This is a genomic window from Pseudomonas sp. 8 R 14 (assembly GCF_900005955.1).
Taxonomy (GTDB): Bacteria; Pseudomonadota; Gammaproteobacteria; order Pseudomonadales; family Pseudomonadaceae; genus Aquipseudomonas; species Aquipseudomonas marginalis.
The window spans coordinates 172,006-189,661 of the sequence record NZ_CVTH01000055.1 but is presented as its reverse complement, the minus strand read 5'-3'; the positions used below and the strand labels follow the sequence as shown (position 1 = coordinate 189,661).

The following is a 17,656-nucleotide window of genomic DNA, read 5'->3' as shown; positions in this document are numbered from 1 at the left end:
AGCGATTGCTGCCCAAAGCACAGGAAAAACACCTGCAAGTGACTATCTGTCATTGCCCGCAGGCGGTGGCTGAGGGAAAATGCCGATCCTTTTTTCCGTTTCTTTTAATCATTCACTCTTCAAAATCCTCAGGAGAACAGCGATGCCCAGCCGTCGTGAGCGTGCCAACGCCATTCGTGCCCTCAGCATGGATGCCGTGCAAAAAGCCAACAGCGGCCATCCCGGTGCCCCGATGGGCATGGCGGATATCGCCGAGGTACTTTGGCGTGATTACCTGAAGCACAACCCGAGCAACCCGTCGTTCGCCGACCGTGACCGCTTCGTACTGTCCAACGGCCACGGCTCGATGCTGATCTACTCGCTGCTGCACCTGACCGGCTACGACGTCACCATCGATGACCTCAAGAGCTTCCGCCAGCTGCACAGCCGCACCCCGGGTCACCCGGAATTCGGCTACACCCCGGGCGTCGAGACCACCACCGGTCCCCTGGGCCAAGGCCTGGCCAACGCCGTGGGCTTCGCGCTGGCCGAAAAAATCCTGGGCGCGCAGTTCAACCGCCCTGGCCACGACATCGTCGATCACCACACCTATGTGTTCCTGGGTGATGGCTGCATGATGGAAGGCATTTCCCACGAAGTCGCGTCCCTGGCCGGCACCCTGGGCCTGGGCAAGCTGATCGCCTTCTACGATGACAACGGTATCTCCATCGACGGCGAAGTCGAAGGCTGGTTCACCGATGACACCCCCAAGCGTTTCGAAGCCTACAACTGGCAGGTAATCCGCAATGTCGACGGCCACGATCCGGAAGAGATCAAGACCGCCATCGACACCGCCCGCAAGAGCGCGCAGCCGACCCTGATCTGCTGCAAGACCACCATCGGCTTCGGCTCGCCGAACAAGCAAGGCAAGGAAGATTGCCACGGCGCCCCATTGGGTGACGCGGAAATCGCCCTGACTCGCGCCGCGCTGAAGTGGAACCACGGCCCGTTCGAAATCCCGGCCGACATCTACGCCGAATGGGATGCCAAGGAGAAAGGCCTGGCCACCGAAGCCGAGTGGGACCAGCGTTTCGCCGCCTACTCCGCCGAATTCCCGGAATTGGCCAACGAGCTGGTGCGTCGCCTGGCCGGTGACCTGCCTGCCGATTTCTCGGAAAAAGCCTCGGCCTACATTGCTGAAGTCGCGGCCAAGGGCGAGACCATCGCCAGCCGTAAAGCCAGCCAGAACACCCTGAACGCCTTTGGCCCGCTGCTGCCTGAGTTCCTCGGCGGTTCGGCCGACCTGGCCGGTTCCAACCTGACCCTGTGGAAAGGCTGCAAAGGTGTCTCGGCCGAAGACGCCAGCGGCAACTACATGTACTACGGCGTGCGCGAATTCGGCATGAGCGCCATCATGAACGGCGTGTCCCTGCACGGCGGCCTGGTGCCTTACGGCGCGACCTTCCTGATGTTCATGGAGTACGCGCGCAATGCCGTACGTATGGCCGCGCTGATGAGGAAACGCGTGATCCATGTGTACACCCACGACTCCATCGGCCTCGGCGAAGACGGCCCGACGCACCAGCCGGTCGAGCAACTGACCAGCCTGCGCACCACGCCGAACCTGGATTGCTGGCGCCCAGCCGACGCGGTGGAATCCGCGGTGGCCTGGAAGCACGCGATCGAGCGCAAGGACGGCCCTTCGGCGCTGATCTTCTCCCGTCAGAACCTGCAACACCAGGTGCGTACCGACGCGCAGATCGCCGACATCAGCCGTGGCGGCTACGTGCTCAAGGACTGCATCGGCGAGCCCGAGCTGATCCTGATCTCCACCGGTTCCGAAGTGGGCCTGACCGTTCAGGCGTACGACAAGCTGACTGCCCAAGGCCGTAACGTGCGCGTTGTGTCCATGCCGTGCACCAGCGTGTTCGAAGCCCAGGACGCCGGCTACAAGCAATCGGTCCTGCCGTTGCAGGTCAGCGCGCGTATCGCCATCGAAGCGGCTCACGCCGACTACTGGTACAAGTACGTGGGCCTGGAAGGCCGCGTGATCGGCATGACCACCTACGGTGAGTCGGCGCCGGCGCCAGCGTTGTTCGAAGAGTTCGGTTTCACCCTGGAAAATATCCTGGGTCAGGCTGAAGAGCTGCTGGAAGACTAAAGCGCTAACGCGGTGGCCTACTGGTCACCGCCTCTACTGTAGGAGCGAGCTTGCTCGCGAAGATCGTTAACGATAACGCAGCGTTTCTGGTTTAACGCGGCGCTCTCAGGTTCTTCGCGAGCAAGCTCGCTCCTACAGTGGTTTGTGTCGCCCACAATGCGAGAACCCCATGCCCCAACCGCGTCCCTACAAAGTTGCACTCAACGGCTACGGCCGCATTGGTCGTTGCGTCTTGCGTGCTCTGTTCGAGCGAGGGGCGGCAGCCGGGTTTGAAATTGTCGCGATCAACGACCTGGCCGACATGGCCAGCATCGAATACCTGACACGCTTTGACTCCACCCACGGCCGCTTTCCCGGCGAAGTGCGGGTCGAAGGCGATTGTCTGCATATCAACGGCGACTGCGTGAAAGTGTTGCGCAGCGCCACCCCCGAGGGCATCGACTGGGCGGCGCTGGGCGTCGACCTGGTGTTGGAATGCTCCGGTGCCTATCACACCCGTGCCGATGGCCAGCGTTTCCTCGACGCCGGTGCTCCGCGTGTGCTGTTTTCCCAGCCGATGGCCAGCGAGGCTGATGTCGACGCCACCATCGTCTTCGGCATCAACCAGGATTGCCTGACCGGCAATGAGCTGCTGGTGTCCAATGCCTCCTGCACCACCAACTGCAGCGTGCCGCTGTTGCGCCTGCTGGATCAGGCGATCGGCCTGGACTACGTGTCGATCACCACCATCCACTCGGCGATGAACGACCAGCCGGTGATCGACGCCTATCACCATGAAGACCTGCGCCGCACGCGCTCGGCGTTCCAGTCGGTGATTCCGGTGTCCACAGGCCTTGCCCGCGGCATTGAACGCCTGCTGCCGGAACTTGCCGGGCGAATCCAGGCCAAAGCCGTACGGGTGCCGACGGTGAACGTGTCCTGCCTGGACATCACCATGCAAACCGTCAGCGACACGGATGCGACGGAGGTCAACCGGATCCTGCGCGACGCCGCCACCAGCGGCCCGCTCAAAGGCTTGCTGGCCTACACCGAGTTGCCCCACGCCAGTTGTGATTTCAACCATGACCCGCATTCGGCGATTGTCGATGCCAGCCAGACCCGCGTTTCCGGTCCGAGGCTGGTGAACATCCTGGCCTGGTTCGACAACGAATGGGGCTTTGCCAACCGAATGCTCGACGTTGCGGAACATTATCTGCATATCGCCTCTAAACAACCTCAACAGTAATTCAGGAACTGCCACCCATGACCGTGTTGAAGATGACCGACCTCGATCTGCAAGGTAAGCGCGTACTGATTCGCGAAGACCTCAACGTCCCCGTCAAGGACGGTGTTGTCACCAGCGATGCGCGAATCCTGGCCTCGCTGCCGACCATCAAGCTGGCCCTGGAAAAAGGCGCGGCCGTGATGGTCTGCTCCCACCTGGGTCGCCCGACCGAAGGTGAGTTCTCCGCCGAAAACAGCCTCAAGCCGGTAGCCGACTACCTGAGCAAGGCCCTGGGCCGTGACGTGCCGTTGGTGGCTGACTACCTGGGCGGCGTCGACGTTAAGCCTGGCGACATCGTGCTGTTCGAAAACGTGCGCTTCAACAAAGGCGAGAAAAAGAACAGCGACGAACTGGCCCAGCAATACGCCGCCCTGTGCGACGTGTTCGTGATGGACGCTTTTGGTACCGCCCACCGTGCCGAGGGTTCGACCCACGGCGTGGCCAAGTTCGCCAAGGTGGCGGCTGCCGGCCCATTGCTGGCGGCTGAACTGGAGGCACTGGGCAAGGCCCTGGGCGCTCCGGCCCAACCGATGGCTGCCATCGTTGCCGGCTCCAAGGTGTCCACCAAGTTGGACGTGCTCAACAGCCTGAGCCAGATCTGCAACCAGTTGATCGTTGGTGGCGGCATTGCCAATACCTTCCTGGCGGCAGCAGGCCACCCGGTGGGCAAGTCCCTGTATGAGCCGGACCTGCTCGACACCGCCCGCGCCATCGCCGCCAAGGTCAGCGTGCCGTTGCCGGTGGACGTGGTGGTTGCCAAGGAGTTCGCTGAAACCGCCGAAGCCACCGTCAAGCTCATCGCCGACGTGGCCGCCGACGACATGATCCTGGACATCGGCCCGCAAACTGCAGCCAACTTTGCAGAACTGCTGAAAGCCTCCCAGACCATCCTGTGGAACGGTCCGGTCGGCGTGTTCGAGTTCGACCAGTTCGGCAACGGCACCAAAGTGCTGGCCAAGGCCATCGCAGACAGCTCGGCATTCTCCATCGCCGGCGGCGGCGACACCCTGGCGGCCATCGATAAATATGGCGTTGCCGACCAGATCTCCTACATTTCTACCGGTGGCGGTGCATTCCTCGAATTCGTCGAAGGCAAAGTCCTGCCCGCCGTGGAAGTGCTGGAAACCCGAGCCAAAGGCTAAGGCTCGTGATCCGGAAAAGGAGTATTCCCATGATCAAGTCGTTGGCAATGGTGATCGCAGCGGGCCTGTTGGCCGGCTGCGGCAGCACGCCAAGCGCAGCGCCGGCGGCAGGCAAACCTGCCACGGAGCAGAAAAAAAGCTGCTATCAGGCTGACTGGCAAGCCGAGACCATGCCGGTAATCAACAAGCGCATCGGCAACGAACGGCTGGAGAAATACGACTCCGCGCCCAACGGTCAGGAACAGGGTTGCCCTTGACGGGTCTGATCAACTAACCGACGGCATCGGCGGCCTTTGGCCCCGCTGCGAGGATTGGCAATGAAAGGCGTTTTCGCCCTGGCAGCCCTGGCCCTATTGGCCGGTTGCAGCAGCATGAACATGTTCAACAAGGCAGAGCCGGAAGGTAAGTGGACCACCTGGACCTGCGACAGCAAGGCCGAGGTCAACTGGCGCTTCGCCAACCAGGCCCGCAGTGAGGTGGATGTACGCCTCGGCGGTTCCGACCAGGTTTATCGCCTCAAACAGGATGTGGCGGCTTCGGGCGTGCTGTACAGCAACGACCAGTTGGCGTTTCACACAAAAGGTGAGGAAGGCCTGGTTTACTGGGTTGCCACCGACGATTTGATCGGGCGCGGCTGCAAGGCCCAGTAAATAGAACGCGGTCTCAACATCGATGAGACCAAAATGTGGGAGGGGCGGTGCGACGATTCGACTTGCCCCCGATAGCGGTGGATCAGCCAACAGAGTCATCACTGACAGGCTGTCATCGGGGGCAAGCCCCCCTCCCACATCAGCAATAACGATTCAGCACGCCAGGCATGCAAAGCCTGACCTGCAATAACTTGAATAGCAGCCGCCGCTACGGCAGGCTTGCACGATTAACGACCCTCGACCGGGAGAGACAACACAATGGCACTTATCAGCATGCGTCAAATGCTGGACCACGCAGCCGAGTTCGGCTACGGCGTCCCAGCCTTTAACGTCAACAACCTTGAGCAGATGCGCGCCATCATGGAAGCCGCTGACAAGACCGACTCCCCAGTGATCGTCCAGGCTTCGGCCGGTGCGCGCAAATACGCCGGTGCCCCGTTCCTGCGTCACCTGATCCTCGCCGCGATCGAGGAATTCCCACACATCCCGGTGTGCATGCACCAGGATCACGGCACCAGCCCTGACGTGTGCCAGCGCTCCATCCAGCTGGGCTTCAGCTCGGTGATGATGGACGGCTCCCTCGGCGAAGACGGCAAGACCCCGACCGACTACGAGTACAACGTACGCGTAACCCAACAAACCGTGGCCATGGCCCACGCCTGCGGCGTTTCGGTTGAAGGCGAACTGGGTTGCCTGGGTTCCCTGGAAACCGGCATGGCCGGTGAAGAAGACGGCATCGGCGCCGAAGGCGTGCTGGATCACAGCCAGATGCTGACCGACCCGGAAGAAGCTGCCGACTTCGTCAAGAAGACCCAAGTGGACGCCCTGGCGATCGCTATCGGCACCAGCCACGGCGCCTACAAGTTCACCAAGCCACCGACTGGCGACGTACTGGCCATCGACCGCATCAAGGAAATCCACAAGCGCATCCCTAACACCCACCTGGTGATGCACGGTTCTTCCTCGGTACCGCAAGAATGGCTGGCGATCATCAACCAGTACGGCGGCGACATCAAAGAAACCTACGGCGTACCGGTTGAAGAAATCGTCGAAGGCATCAAGTACGGCGTGCGCAAGGTCAACATCGACACCGACCTGCGCCTGGCGTCCACCGGCGCGATGCGTCGCCTGATGGCCACCAACCCGAGTGAGTTCGACCCGCGCAAGTTCTTCGGCGCCACTGTGACCGCGATGCGTGATGTGTGTATCGCTCGTTATGAAGCGTTCGGTACTGCCGGTAATGCTTCGAAGATCAAGCCGATCTCGTTGGAAGCGATGTACCAGCGGTATTTGAAAGGTGAGTTGAACGCTAAGGTGAACTAAGCCTGAGGCGTTAAAAAGAAGCCCGCAGCGATGCGGGCTTTTTTTGTTTTTGATTAGGTAAGTTTGAGAGACAGGAGATTCGCGGGATGATCGTTTGATTCTGCACTAGCTGACAGGTGCGATCGATTGTTTTCTGTACAAATATAAATAGACCGCAATGGACAGCGATGCAGTTAAAAATGCCATGCCCGCAGCCACAACAAAAGGTGCTGGGCGACCACCTGCGATTATTAGCATTGTTCCTAAAGAAGGTCCCGTTATAACGCATAGTATTTGGATGCTTCTGAAAGACATGGATACTCTTCCGATATTGTCAGTAGGGCATAATTGCTGAAGGATTATATTTGAAGATATTATTAGCGTTTCATAACCGAAGCCATTCAAAAACCAAACCAATGGATAGAGATAGGCTCTTCCAGGTAATTGGAAAAATACTAAAACTGCGGTCAGGATTAATGCGGTAGAGAAAACAACTAATGCGCTGGACCGAAGAAGAATCTCATCGAAATTGCTCAATTTGAATTTCATCAGCAATGCGGCACATATTGCACCTCCGGCTGTTGCTGAGACGATTATTGAAAAATTAACTGGAGGTAAACCTTCATAGGCTAGAAAGGACGCCAAATGTGGGTCGTAAATTCCTAAAGCCAGCGATGTAAGCAGGGAGTACAAAAAGCCTATGCGTAGTTGAAAGGGCAAGGCATTGAATATAGAGAGTCCTCTTGTAATGTCGCGATAAAGTGGCAGGGCGTTGGTAGCGGTGCCATTCATTTGCGTTCGGAATGCCAGGCAAATAGACCTTAGGAGTGGGAAGGTTAATAAAACGGCGACTGCCGAAAAAAAGAATAAATTCTTAGGTGATAATACTGCCGTTAATACGCCTGCAAGTAACGGCGCAAAAATTTTGGAAGATTGATCAAATACACTTACGTGGCTGAAAAAAGATTTGCGCTCCTCGGCATGTATCAGTTGCCGAACTATAATGGTTATCGAAGGAAAGTAAAATAAATTTGACACACCTTTGAAAATGACGAAAAGCAAAAAGCTCTGAAGATCTGGAGACACTGCTAGCCCTACGGTAGACAGTGTGCGGAGTAAGACGCCGGATACTAGTGTTTTCCTTACGTCATATCGATCTATCAGCGTTCCTACGATAGGACCTAGAAACAACATAGGGGCACCCAGGCAAAAGGCCAAGAACGCTATTGATGAAGGAGAGGCATGCCATAGATAAACAGGAACCGTGAAGATTAAAAAAATATCAAGCCATAGTGAGAAACTGGATAGCGCTTGCACGAAAATAAGCTTGCTTGACGTTTTCATCAGGTCGATCTGAATGTAGGAAAAGTGTGTCTTCAAATACGAAGCCGTCGAGCTCATGTTCACTGGCGAATCGATACAAGTCGCTAAGTCTATTTATAAAGCCGCGTCCGTTAAAATTTAAGGAAGTGTTACAAAGTACGCCGACTCCTGACATAGCACGATAGGCGACTAGCAGTTGATGTATACGAAAATTTTGCGATTTATTGACTGATTGAGGGCGCGCTGAGTTATCAACGTGCGTCACCGCCGGAATGCTAGCTGAAATAACTTTGCGAAACTCCAGCATGTAGGGGGAGGGGTTAGACGGGCAGAAGTATTCAGCCATACATTCTTCTAAACATATCGGTGCTATAGGGCGAAATCCTTCGCGCTTCTTGATTTTGTTCAATCTAATGAGATTTTCTCTATTTGATTACTAGCTTTCTGCTGTCAGAAGCTTCGATAACGCTACCCCCATCGTTGGGAATAAATTTGTAGCGGGGTACAGTCACCGTCTTAATTGAGAAGTGACGGGTCTGGTACGCGTCGTTTGACTGATTGTTGAGCGTCGGTTCTATAATTACACGTTTCATATATAGTTCCTCTGTGTTGGTGTCTTCGCAGATTTGCGATGCATTTAAACCGTATGAGCGCTTATTGCGAATGTCAATTTGTATTTTTTGAATTGTATTATTTTTCAGCTGAGTCCTTGTGTGTTTTTGTAGGGGTTTGTCGGATAGTTCTGATTGGTATTTCCCACATCTCGCTCTGTCGCTGATATCTAAAAATACTGATTAATACACAAGGCTGTAACATCCAGTTGCATATATACCGAAGATTCGGTTGTCATTGTGGTTCACATGTTTTTCTTCGCGGGTGCTCAATTTAGAGCGTTCAGTCGGGGACACCAAGTGCGGCGTATGGAATGTCTACGTTGATAGTGACCTGCATCTGGGATTTACCCTATCGGCCTTGAACGCCATGCGTGCTGTGTATTACGCGTTATAAAGCGTGTGGTACTGCGGGTAATGCTTCGAAGATCAAACCTGTCTCGTTGGAAGCGATGTATCAGCGGTATTTGAAAGGTGAGTTGAACGCTAAGGTGAACTGAGCCGAAAGCGTTTGAAAAGAAGCCCGCAGCGATGCGGACTTTTTTGTTGGTGGAATTTGATTTGTTGTATTTATTGAAATGTCCGTTAAAGCGGACATTTCGCGGCGGGCTCCCCAAAAAGTCCGCTATAGGTGACATTCAGGTTGTTTGAAGTGAAGCCTTGATCAGCCAGGGGCTGGTCTATCGAAACCCCGGTGCTCAATCACCCGAAACACATCGCTCACGTCCTGCACCAGGATGCGTGCGGTATTGGCCACGTTATTCAAGTCGCGCTCTGCAAAGTCCGGCAGGCTGGAGCAGGCCAGCAGGTTGAGGTGTTCGAGGGCGGCGTTGAGGCGTTCGCGCAGGCAGGCGTGGAGGTCGAGCAGTGGGGCGTCGCTGTCTATCAGGAGCACGGGGTTTTCGGTGGCGGTTTCGGTGCAAGGGTAAAAGCGGCGCGGGGGGAGTTGGTTCTTCATGGCAAATCCTTAACTCAAATAGAAGAAAGCCACCGTTTGCTGCGAAACAAATAAGGTGGCAACTGTGCGCGGGTTCGCAGACCGAGGAGTTAAGACCCGGCAGACCCGAAGGTCTCCCACGCACAGCCGCCATAACAAAGACGGCCTTCGGCAGGAATGCCGGGGCTGTTTTGACGGGTGCGGTTTTAACTCTGTAGGGCTGCGAAACCCTATCGCCAGTCAATGCCGGCGACGGGGCGAACTATAAGCGGCGATTTTGCTTGTCGCAATGGTCGTGTAGGACGAGCACAGCGTCTTCAGGCAAAGCAGATCAACTGCGGGAGCCGGGCTTGCCCGCGATAGCCATGCATATCTGCACATCTTTGGTGAAAATATTACCTGAGCCCACGAGGCTCTTGTGGTGAGCGGGCTTGTCCCGCGCTGGGCTGCGCAGCAGCCCCAATAAGGTCACCGCAGAGTGCCAGAATCACTCAAGGTGAAGGTTTTGGGGCTGCTTCGCAGCCCAGCGCGGGGCAAGCCCGCTCACCACAGAGTTATGTGTCAGCACTTTAAGTGCCTATGCCGCTATCGCGAGCAAACCCGGTTCCCACAGGGATGGTGGCGTGTTTAATACGGTCGCTTCACCGAGGAATCGTCCTTGGCGCCACCGGACACTTCACTCGTGATCAATATCCAACTTCGCAAACGTCACCTTCGCGCCTTCCTTGCTGTCCCCGCTGTTGTCCTGCACATAAGCGCCTGCCTTGAAGTACAGCGGCTTGGCGGCCCACGCTGCACCGATGCGTTCATTCCACTCGCTGTCGGCGGCGTACACGCTGAGCAGCCCGGCTTTGTTGAGGTTGATTACGTAGGTGAAGCTTTTCTCCAGCGGCACATTGGACGCGACGATGATCACGCGGCTTTCATCTTCGTCCGGGCGCATGCGCACCTTGGCGACGATGTTGCCGGTCTGGGTCTTTTCCTTGAACTGGTATTCGAGCTTGATCAGCGGTTTCTGGCTGTCATAGGCGTGGATCTGGCCGATGACGATCTTGCCGCTGGAGGGCACCTGGTTGACCGCCAGGGTGGCGCGCAGGAAGTTGTCGGCTTCGGGGTAGGTCCAATTGCGCAGGCGGCCGTCGGCGTAGGTTTCGCGCAGTTCGCTGCGCGGGTACACGGCGTTTTCGGTGCGGGTGCCGGTGACGGGGGTCCAGAATTGCACGTTGCTGCCTTCGGCCTGGAAGTATTGGTCGTTGAAGCCGCTGAGCAGCCTGGGCGTGTCGATCGTCGCGGGGGGCGAGCCGACCGGAATGCTCAGGTTCCAAGTGGAGAGGTCGATCATGGCATTGGCCTTTTACAGGGGGTGAAGGCTTTGGCCCGGGGGCCTGACAGGTTCTTTATAGGCGGTGGCCGGCCAGTTGTTAAACGTTTGCTGGCAATTTATTGGCGCCAAGGGAATGCCAAAAAGCCATGTTTCCCATGAACCGTGGGCTGTAGAGGTTGACCGTTAGTCGGCTGACTGAACTTTGGCGCAATGATGGCGTCCACGTCACTTCTGATTTTCAGGATCCGGGGCTAGAGTGAGGCCTCAATGTTTGTCCGGGTTTTCTCTCAGAAGTGACCGGAGTAGACCCAAGGAAGAGACCTAGCATGGAATGCGCTCCACCTCATGGCGATGGCAGTTCGGTTCTTCTGGTGGTCGATGACTACCCGGAAAATCTGATCAGCATGCGTGCGCTTCTGCAGCGTGATGATTGGGTGGTGATCACCGCCGCGTCCGGGGTGGAAGCCCTCGAGTTGCTGCTGCAGCATGAGGTCGACCTGGTGCTGCTGGATGTGATGATGCCCGGCATGGACGGTTTCGAAGTCGCTCGCTTGATGCGCGGCAGCCAGCGCACGCGCATGACCCCGATCATTTTTCTGAGTGCCAACGCCCAATCCCCCGCCGCCGTGCTGGAAGGCTACGCCAGCGGCGCCATCGACTACCTGTTCAAGCCCTTCGACCCGCACATCCTCAAGCCCAAGGTCCAGGCGTTGCTGGAGCATCAGCGCAACCGCCGGGCCTTGCAGCGCCTGAGCCATGACCTGGAGTCCGCCCGGGCGTTCAATGCCTCGGTATTGGATAACGCCGCCGAGGGCATCCTGGTGGTGAGTGAAGAGGGCGTGATCGAATACGCCAACCCGGCGATTTCGCGCCTGCTCAATGCCACGATCCAGGAACTGCAAGGCCAGGACTTCCTGAGTTTCCTGCAAAAGCCCCATGTGCCCACTTGGCCGGATTCGCAAATGTACGCCGACTACCGCCGCGGTGAAACCTGGCGCCTGCACGATGCGCTCCTGCGCACCAGCCGTGGCCAGCAAGTGCCGGTGGCGTTGTCCTGCGCGCCGCTGCCCGCAGAGCAGAAGGCCATGGTGGTGACGGTGCTGGATATGTCCGAAGTGCGCCACCTGCACCAGCAGCTGGAATTCCAGGCCGTGACGGATCCGCTGACCGGGCTGTTGAACCGGCGTGGTTTCTACCAGGCGGTGGAAAACACCTTATCCCGCAGTGAGCGGACAGAGCAGTCCCTGGTGTTGCTGTACCTGGACCTCGACGGTTTCAAGCGGGTCAACGACTCCCTGGGCCATGATGCCGGCGACCGTGTATTGCGCTGGGTCTCGGAGCAATTGCAGGGCTGTCTGCGCTCCTACGACATTATTGGCCGCATGGGCGGCGATGAATTCACGGCGCTGCTGGAGCTGGAGTTCCCGGAGCAGGCGGCAAAGATCTCGGAAAAGCTGATCGAGCGAGTGTCGGTGTGCCAGCAGGTCGACGGTTTGGATGTCATGCTCGGCGTCAGCATCGGCATTGCCACCTTCCCGGATTGCGGCGCGGATTTGAGTGGTTTGCTGCGCGCGGCCGACATCGCCATGTACGAAGCCAAGCGCGCCGGCCGCCAGCAATATCGCTATTACGACCAGGAAATGAACGGTCGCGCCCGCTCGCGGCTGATGCTTGAAGACAGCGTGCGTACGGCGATTCAAAACAAGGATTTCACCCTGGTCTATCAGCCCCAGGTTTCTCTGGTGGATGGGCGTTTGCGCGGCGTTGAGGTGTTGTTGCGCTGGCGGCACCCCAGCGTCGGCGATGTGCCGCCGGGGCTGTTTTTACCGTTGCTGGAAGAGGCGCGGCTGATCAGTCAACTGAGCACGTGGATCTATCAGCAGATCGCCGCCCAGCGCCAGGCGTGGCAAGCCGCGTTCGACGATGAATTGGTGTTGAGCGTGAGCCTGAGCAGCAGCCAGTTCAATATGCCGAACCTGGTGAACCAACTGCAGCAGATGCTCGAGCGCTATGGGCTGGAGGGGTACCAGTTGGAGGTGGAAATCAGCGAGGACTGCCTGATGAGTAACCTGGAAGAGGCCGCCAAGCAGCTCAAGTTGCTGCGCCGTATCGGGGTGCGTATCGCCCTGGATGACTTCGGTTCGGGCCAGTGTTCCCTGGCGCATTTGCGCGACCTGGCCTTCGATACACTCAAGCTTGATCCGCAATTGGTTGCGCGGCTGCCGGGCTCGGTGCGGGACGCGGCGATGGCGCGCAGCATTATCGAGCTGTGCAGGCATTTTGAGGTGGTCGTGGTGGCCGAGGGCGTGGAAACCCAGGAGCAGGCCCAGTGGCTCAAGGCCCAGGGTTGCCCGTTTATCCAGGGGCCGTGGGCGGCGCAGCCCCTGATGGCTGAAGAAGTGGTCGACTGGTCACGCGCCCGCGTGCGCTGAATTCGCTACACTGGCGCCCATCCGAATCCTGTTGCAGACCCCAATGACCGCGCTGAAATACCTCCAGGCCTACCCCGCTGCCCTCCAGGAGCAAGTGCGCCAACTGATCGCCAAGGACCAGTTGGGCGCCTACCTGGAACAGCGTTACCCCGATCGCCATGGGGTGCAGAGCGACAAAGCCCTGTACGCCTATGCCCAGGCCTTGAAGCAGGAACACCTGCGCAACGCGCCGGCCATCGACAAAGTGCTGTTCGATAACCGCCTGGACCTGACCCACCGCGCCCTGGGCCTGCACACCACGATTTCGCGGGTGCAGGGCGGTAATCTCAAAGCCAAGAAAGAGATCCGCATTGCCTCGCTGTTCAAAGAGGCCGCGCCGCAATTCCTGCGCATGATCGTGGTTCATGAGCTGGCGCACTTCAAGGAATCGGACCACAACAAAGCGTTCTACAAACTCTGCGACTACATGATGCCCGGCTACCACCAGGTGGAATTCGACCTGCGGGTATACCTCACGTATCGCGACCTGCAGGGCAAGCCCTGACCGCACAAGGCGACCAACCATGGATGTGAGCAAGACCAAAAGCAGCTTCTACCGCCGGCTGTACGTGGCGTACCTGATCGACAGTGGGCTGGCCAGCAGCGTCCCGGCGCTGACCGATGTCACCGGCATGCCCCGGCGCACCGCGCAGGACACGATTGCGGCGCTGGCGGACCTGGATATTGTGTGTGAGTTCGAGCAGGAGGATGGGGCCCGCAACCATGCCGGGCATTATCGGATTCGCGATTGGGGCGCGATTGATCGGGGGTGGATCGAGGTGAATCTCAGCCAGATCAAGCGGGTTCTGGGTTACCCCTGAGTTCAGCGGTGGCTGGGCGGCCTCAAGCGCGCCGCATCCCGATATGCGGAATGTCATCCTCCAGGTATTCCTCACCCGCCACCACAAACCCATACCGCCCGTAATACCCCTGCAGATGGGCCTGGGCTGACAGGAAGATCGGCATCTCAGGCCAGATCTCGTCAATCTGCCTGAGGGTTTCTTCCATCATCTGGTGCCCCAGCCCGGTGCCCCGTGCAACCGGCGCCACGATTACACGGCCGATCACCACGTCGCCGCCCTGGGACTCCGGGTCCAGCAGGCGCAGGTAGGCCACCAGCTCGTCGTCTTTCCACGCCATCAGGTGGTGGGTATCGCCCGCCAGGTCTTGCCCGTCGATATCCTGGTAGACGCACTTCTGCTCCACAACGAAGACCTCGCCGCGCAAACGCAAAATGGCGTACAGCTGCTCCTTGCCCAGGTCGGTGTGATGTTTACAGACCCAATCGACTGTCATGGTGTGTTCTCACTTGAATGTCTGTTCTGGATAGTAAGCGCGACGGACGACTCTGTCTAAATCGACTATTTTTTGTGAATGAAATCAATTTGCCATCATTGAGTGCTCTCGACGTCCGTTTCTTTGTGTAATCTGAGCTAATGTTAGAACCTCAGGCCCTGCCTGAGCCAAGGCCACCGCCCGCCGCCAAGGATTTTGAGCATGCCGCGATTGTCTCGTGCCGTTGCTTTGATTGGAGTGTTGTTGCTGGCGACACCTGTGTTCGCACAGCGTCTGCGCCTGGTCGCGGATGCCTGGCCACCGTTTACCGATGCCACCTTGATCAACGGTGGCCTGGCCACCGATATAGTCACCACGGCCCTGGCCCGTGCGGGCTATGCCAGCGACTTCCAACAGGTGCCCTGGGCGCGAGCGCTGATGGGGGTGGGCGATGGGCGCTATGACGTGCTGGTCAACGCCTGGTACGACGAGGCCCGTACACAATTGGGGCAGTTTTCCGGCGAATATCTGCTCAATCGCGTGCGTTTCATCAAGCGCCGTGACGATCCCATCGAGTTTCAGAACCTGGAGCAGTTGCACGACTATCCCATTGCCGTGGTGCGCGGTTATGCCTATTCAGCGGCGTTCGATGGGGATGGGCAGTTGCAGAAAGTGCCGGTGCATAGCTTCGCCATGGCGGTACGCATGCTGGCGGCGCAGCGGGTGCGGTTGACCGTGGAGGATGAGTATGTGGCGCGCTATTACCTGTCGCGCGAGTCGGCGCGGGTGCGCAATGCGGTGGAGTTTCTGCCCACGCCACTGAGCGAAAACAGCCTGCATATCCTGGTCAGCCTGAAGAACCCCGAGCATGCGCAGATTGTGGCGAGCTTTGACCGCGAGATTGCCAGGATGAAGGCGGATGGCAGTTATGAGCGGTTGATGAAGGCCCATGGCATGTAGTGCCTGTGTGGGCCCCCGATAGCGACCTAAGCCGCGCTGGTGTCCTTGATCAAATGCGCCGCCAAGGTGCGCAACGGCCCCAATTGCCGGCATATCAACGCCAACTGCGTCTGCACCAACCGCTGCCCTTCATCAATCTCATCCGGCATCTGCTCCAGGTCCGCCGCCAAGGCCTCCTCGGCATCGCTCTGAATCGCAATCGGCTGCTTGTTCGCCAGCCCGGTGGCGATTTCGTCAATGCTCGCCGCCAGGCTATTGCCGGCGCCATCGATCAAGTGCGCGCGCACCTCGGCCGGCAGTTGGGTTTCGCGGTGTGCCCCGAGCCCCGACAGGTAGCTGAGCAAGGTGTGCGACAGCACCAGGAAGCGGAAGCCCACATCCGCTTCCTTACGGAAATGCCCAGGCTCCATCAGCATATTGGCCAGGGTGGTGGACAGCGCCGCATCGGCGTTGTGGGCATTGCGCCGGGCCAGGCGGTAGGCCAGGTCGTCGCTCTTGCCAGCGGCGTATTGCTGCATGATCTGGCGCAGGTAGATGCTGTTGCAGGTCAGGGTGTTGGCCAGCACTTTGTTCAGGCGCCGGCCTTGCCAGTCCGGGAGGAACAGGAACACCGCCAGGCCCGCGATCAGGCTGCCAAGCAGGGTATCGAACAGGCGTGGCAGGAACAGTCCGTAGCCATCGCCCACCTGGTTGAAGCAGAACAGCACCATCAGGGTGATCGCCGCCGTGGCCAGGGTGTAGCGGGTGGTGCGGTTGATAAAGAACACCAGGCCGGCGGCGATGGCGAACATCGATTGCACCAGCGGGCTCGGGAACAGGTCGAACAGCGCCCACGCCACGGTGAGGCCGATGGCTGTGCCGATGATCCGCTGGCCGAGCTTGCGCCGCGTGGCACCGTAGTTCGGTTGGCAAACGAACAGCGTGGTGAGGATGATCCAGTAGCCCTGGGAGGCGTGGATCGCATGCAGCATGCCGTAGCCGACGGTCAGCGCCAGGGACAGGCGCAGCGCGTGGCGGAACAGCAGCGATGTCGGCGTGAGCTGGGTGCGCAGGCGCGTCCACATTTCCTTCAGGTTACGCGGGGCGCGGTCCAGCAGGTTGCTGTCGGTGGCGTCGGCCAGGGCGTCGGGGTTGCTGGCGTCGCCGAGCAGGCGGTCGAGGGTGGACAGGTTGGCCGCCAGGGCGCGCAAGGAACGCAGCAGGCCGCGCCAGGCCGGGTTGCTCTGGATGCGCAGGTGTTCCAGGGAGGCATTCAGGTCGCTGAGGGCTTGGGCGAAGCTGTCGTCATAGATGAACGGCTGGCGCAGCTGGATCGACTCGGCCAGGGCCTGGCAGGCCTTGCCTTGCTGACGCAGCAGGCGTTGGCAGCGGAACAGTACATCGCTGTGGAAAAACGCATCGGCCAGGGCGTTGTAAGGATAGTGGGACGAGCTGGCGCGTTCGTGGATGTCCTGGGCCAGGAAGTACAGCTTGAGGTAGCGACTGACCTTCGACCCCGGCCGGCCATTGCCGACACGGTGCAGGATGATTTCCTTCGCCGCATTCAGCGCCGCCACCACCCGGCCGTTTTGCTGGGCCAGTTCCAGGCGGCGGGCTTCCACGTCCAGTTGGCGAATCGGTTCGAACAACGATGATTTGAGCTTCAGGTAACGCCCCAGCTCGCGGAACAACCGCGCCAGGCTCTGCTGCACCGGCTGGTTGGAGAACAGCGCCTGCCACAGCACCGATAACGCGCCGTACCAGGCGGCGCCGGCCACCAGCAGCAACGGCTCGTGCCAGAAATCACTGACGGCGCCGCCGCGCTGGTCCACGCCGATCATGGTGTAGACCGACAGGATCAAGGTGGCCGAAGCAATCGCGCCATAGCGTTCGCCCAAGGCGCCGAGCATGGTCAGGCAGAACGTGGCCAGGGCCAGGGAGATGGCGAAAATCCAGGGGTAGGGGAACAGCAGCTCCACCGACAGCGCGGCAATGCTGAAACACACCAGCGTCACTGCCAGGGCGTTGAGGCGGCCTTGCCAACTGTCGTCGGTCTCGGCCAGGGCGCTGGCGATAATCCCCAGGAACAGCGGGATCAGCAGGGCCATTTCATCCTGATACCAGCACAGCGCCATGCTGCCGGTGAGGGCGATAAACACCCGGATGCTGTAGCTGAATTTATCCAGCGCCCACAGGCGCCGCATGGACTGCTTGAACGAGGTCGATGACATGAAGTCTGGAGTCTTCCGGGACGATGCCGCTAAATTGAGCCATCAGT

At 58.8% G+C, this 17,656-nt stretch carries 16 protein-coding genes and 1 pseudogene; 11 read left to right on the top strand and 6 right to left on the bottom strand.

The features are described from left to right. Positions 1 to 142 precede the first annotated feature (142 nt). From tkt to fba, 6 genes are all read left to right on the top strand, one after another. Positions 143 to 2,140, top strand: a complete 1,998-nt coding sequence (tkt, locus tag BFQ01_RS12335; protein WP_065925489.1) for a transketolase — start codon at positions 143 to 145, stop codon at positions 2,138 to 2,140. A 169-nt stretch (positions 2,141 to 2,309) separates the two neighbouring features. After that, a complete protein-coding gene (gene epd, locus BFQ01_RS12330) occupies positions 2,310 to 3,365 on the top strand; it encodes an erythrose-4-phosphate dehydrogenase (RefSeq protein ID WP_065925488.1) in 1,056 nt (351 codons plus the stop codon). 17 nt (positions 3,366 to 3,382) lie between these two features. Beyond that, positions 3,383 to 4,546, top strand: coding sequence for a phosphoglycerate kinase (locus BFQ01_RS12325; RefSeq protein ID WP_027606038.1), 1,164 nt, complete (start codon positions 3,383 to 3,385; stop codon positions 4,544 to 4,546). A 29-nt stretch (positions 4,547 to 4,575) separates the two neighbouring features. Next, complete coding sequence (locus BFQ01_RS12320; protein WP_027606037.1) at positions 4,576 to 4,803, top strand: hypothetical protein; 228 nt, start codon at positions 4,576 to 4,578, stop codon at positions 4,801 to 4,803. A 60-nt stretch (positions 4,804 to 4,863) separates the two neighbouring features. Further along, positions 4,864 to 5,196 (top strand): MliC family protein, encoded by a 333-nt coding sequence (locus tag BFQ01_RS12315; protein ID WP_027606036.1) that lies wholly within the window; start codon positions 4,864 to 4,866, stop codon positions 5,194 to 5,196. 258 nt (positions 5,197 to 5,454) lie between these two features. Next, positions 5,455 to 6,519: a class II fructose-bisphosphate aldolase gene (fba, locus tag BFQ01_RS12310; protein ID WP_003177554.1), complete on the top strand. Its 1,065-nt coding sequence runs from the start codon at positions 5,455 to 5,457 to the stop codon at positions 6,517 to 6,519. Between the two features lie 105 nt (positions 6,520 to 6,624). On the opposite strand, the gene BFQ01_RS31440 is transcribed toward fba, so the two are convergent. Both BFQ01_RS31440 and BFQ01_RS33330 read right to left on the bottom strand, forming a co-directional pair. Continuing rightward, entirely contained in the window at positions 6,625 to 7,842 is a 1,218-nt protein-coding gene (locus BFQ01_RS31440) for an MFS transporter (protein WP_256097733.1), read from the bottom strand. Continuing rightward, positions 7,781 to 8,230 carry a carbamoyltransferase C-terminal domain-containing protein gene (locus BFQ01_RS33330; RefSeq protein ID WP_218061333.1) on the bottom strand — a complete coding sequence of 150 codons (450 nt, stop codon included), beginning with the start codon at positions 8,228 to 8,230 and terminating at the stop codon, positions 7,781 to 7,783. Before BFQ01_RS33330 ends, BFQ01_RS31440 begins: the two co-directional genes overlap by 62 nt. Before the next feature lie 569 nt (positions 8,231 to 8,799). Here BFQ01_RS33330 and BFQ01_RS32885 point away from each other — a divergent pair. Then, positions 8,800 to 8,932 (top strand): annotated as a pseudogene (locus tag BFQ01_RS32885) (fructose-1,6-bisphosphate aldolase); the annotation flags it as partial. A 164-nt stretch (positions 8,933 to 9,096) separates the two neighbouring features. Here the strand turns inward: BFQ01_RS32885 and BFQ01_RS12305 are convergent. Next, on the bottom strand, positions 9,097 to 9,390 hold the full coding sequence (locus tag BFQ01_RS12305; protein WP_065925487.1) for a fructose-bisphosphate aldolase: 294 nt from the start codon (positions 9,388 to 9,390) through the stop codon (positions 9,097 to 9,099). A gap of 655 nt (positions 9,391 to 10,045) precedes the next feature. After that, a complete protein-coding gene (locus BFQ01_RS12300; protein ID WP_065925486.1) occupies positions 10,046 to 10,711 on the bottom strand; it encodes a polysaccharide lyase family 7 protein in 666 nt (221 codons plus the stop codon). Between the two features lie 308 nt (positions 10,712 to 11,019). On the opposite strand from BFQ01_RS12300, the gene BFQ01_RS12295 reads away from it, so the two are divergent. Genes BFQ01_RS12295 through BFQ01_RS12285 form a run of 3 tightly spaced genes read left to right on the top strand, consistent with a single transcriptional unit; the run spans position 11,020 to position 13,985 of the window. After that, positions 11,020 to 13,125: a putative bifunctional diguanylate cyclase/phosphodiesterase gene (locus tag BFQ01_RS12295; RefSeq protein WP_065925485.1), complete on the top strand. Its 2,106-nt coding sequence runs from the start codon at positions 11,020 to 11,022 to the stop codon at positions 13,123 to 13,125. Between the two features lie 43 nt (positions 13,126 to 13,168). Next, positions 13,169 to 13,669, top strand: a complete 501-nt coding sequence (locus BFQ01_RS12290; RefSeq protein ID WP_065925484.1) for a M48 metallopeptidase family protein — start codon at positions 13,169 to 13,171, stop codon at positions 13,667 to 13,669. Positions 13,670 to 13,688: 19 nt separating this feature from the next. After that, positions 13,689 to 13,985, top strand: a complete 297-nt coding sequence (locus tag BFQ01_RS12285) for a winged helix-turn-helix domain-containing protein (RefSeq protein ID WP_065925483.1) — start codon at positions 13,689 to 13,691, stop codon at positions 13,983 to 13,985. A gap of 22 nt (positions 13,986 to 14,007) precedes the next feature. Here BFQ01_RS12285 and BFQ01_RS12280 read toward each other — a convergent pair whose 3' ends face one another. After that, the gene (locus BFQ01_RS12280) at positions 14,008 to 14,460 is read right to left on the bottom strand and encodes a GNAT family N-acetyltransferase (protein ID WP_065925482.1); all 453 of its coding nucleotides are present in this window, start codon (positions 14,458 to 14,460) and stop codon (positions 14,008 to 14,010) included. 201 nt (positions 14,461 to 14,661) lie between these two features. Between BFQ01_RS12280 and BFQ01_RS12275 the strand changes: the two genes are divergently transcribed. Continuing rightward, entirely contained in the window at positions 14,662 to 15,399 is a 738-nt protein-coding gene (locus BFQ01_RS12275) for a substrate-binding periplasmic protein (protein WP_065925481.1), read from the top strand. Between the two features lie 26 nt (positions 15,400 to 15,425). Here the strand turns inward: BFQ01_RS12275 and yccS are convergent, their stop codons facing one another. Then, entirely contained in the window at positions 15,426 to 17,609 is a 2,184-nt protein-coding gene (gene yccS, locus BFQ01_RS12270) for a YccS family putative transporter (protein ID WP_065925480.1), read from the bottom strand. Between the last annotated feature and the right edge of the window lie 47 nt (positions 17,610 to 17,656).

Coding starts and splice junctions, on each gene's coding strand:
- BFQ01_RS12285 (WP_065925483.1), top strand. CDS start 13,689: ATGGATGTGAGCAAGACCAAAAGCAGCTTCTACCGCCGGCTGTACGTG.
- BFQ01_RS12290 (WP_065925484.1), top strand. CDS start 13,169: ATGACCGCGCTGAAATACCTCCAGGCCTACCCCGCTGCCCTCCAGGAG.
- fba (WP_003177554.1), top strand. CDS start 5,455: ATGGCACTTATCAGCATGCGTCAAATGCTGGACCACGCAGCCGAGTTC.
- BFQ01_RS12295 (WP_065925485.1), top strand. CDS start 11,020: ATGGAATGCGCTCCACCTCATGGCGATGGCAGTTCGGTTCTTCTGGTG.
- tkt (WP_065925489.1), top strand. CDS start 143: ATGCCCAGCCGTCGTGAGCGTGCCAACGCCATTCGTGCCCTCAGCATG.
- BFQ01_RS31440 (WP_256097733.1), bottom strand. CDS start 7,842: ATGAAAACGTCAAGCAAGCTTATTTTCGTGCAAGCGCTATCCAGTTTC.
- BFQ01_RS12275 (WP_065925481.1), top strand. CDS start 14,662: ATGCCGCGATTGTCTCGTGCCGTTGCTTTGATTGGAGTGTTGTTGCTG.
- yccS (WP_065925480.1), bottom strand. CDS start 17,609: ATGTCATCGACCTCGTTCAAGCAGTCCATGCGGCGCCTGTGGGCGCTG.
- BFQ01_RS12315 (WP_027606036.1), top strand. CDS start 4,864: ATGAAAGGCGTTTTCGCCCTGGCAGCCCTGGCCCTATTGGCCGGTTGC.
- BFQ01_RS12325 (WP_027606038.1), top strand. CDS start 3,383: ATGACCGTGTTGAAGATGACCGACCTCGATCTGCAAGGTAAGCGCGTA.
- epd (WP_065925488.1), top strand. CDS start 2,310: ATGCCCCAACCGCGTCCCTACAAAGTTGCACTCAACGGCTACGGCCGC.
- BFQ01_RS12305 (WP_065925487.1), bottom strand. CDS start 9,390: ATGAAGAACCAACTCCCCCCGCGCCGCTTTTACCCTTGCACCGAAACC.
- BFQ01_RS12320 (WP_027606037.1), top strand. CDS start 4,576: ATGATCAAGTCGTTGGCAATGGTGATCGCAGCGGGCCTGTTGGCCGGC.
- BFQ01_RS12300 (WP_065925486.1), bottom strand. CDS start 10,711: ATGATCGACCTCTCCACTTGGAACCTGAGCATTCCGGTCGGCTCGCCC.
- BFQ01_RS12280 (WP_065925482.1), bottom strand. CDS start 14,460: ATGACAGTCGATTGGGTCTGTAAACATCACACCGACCTGGGCAAGGAG.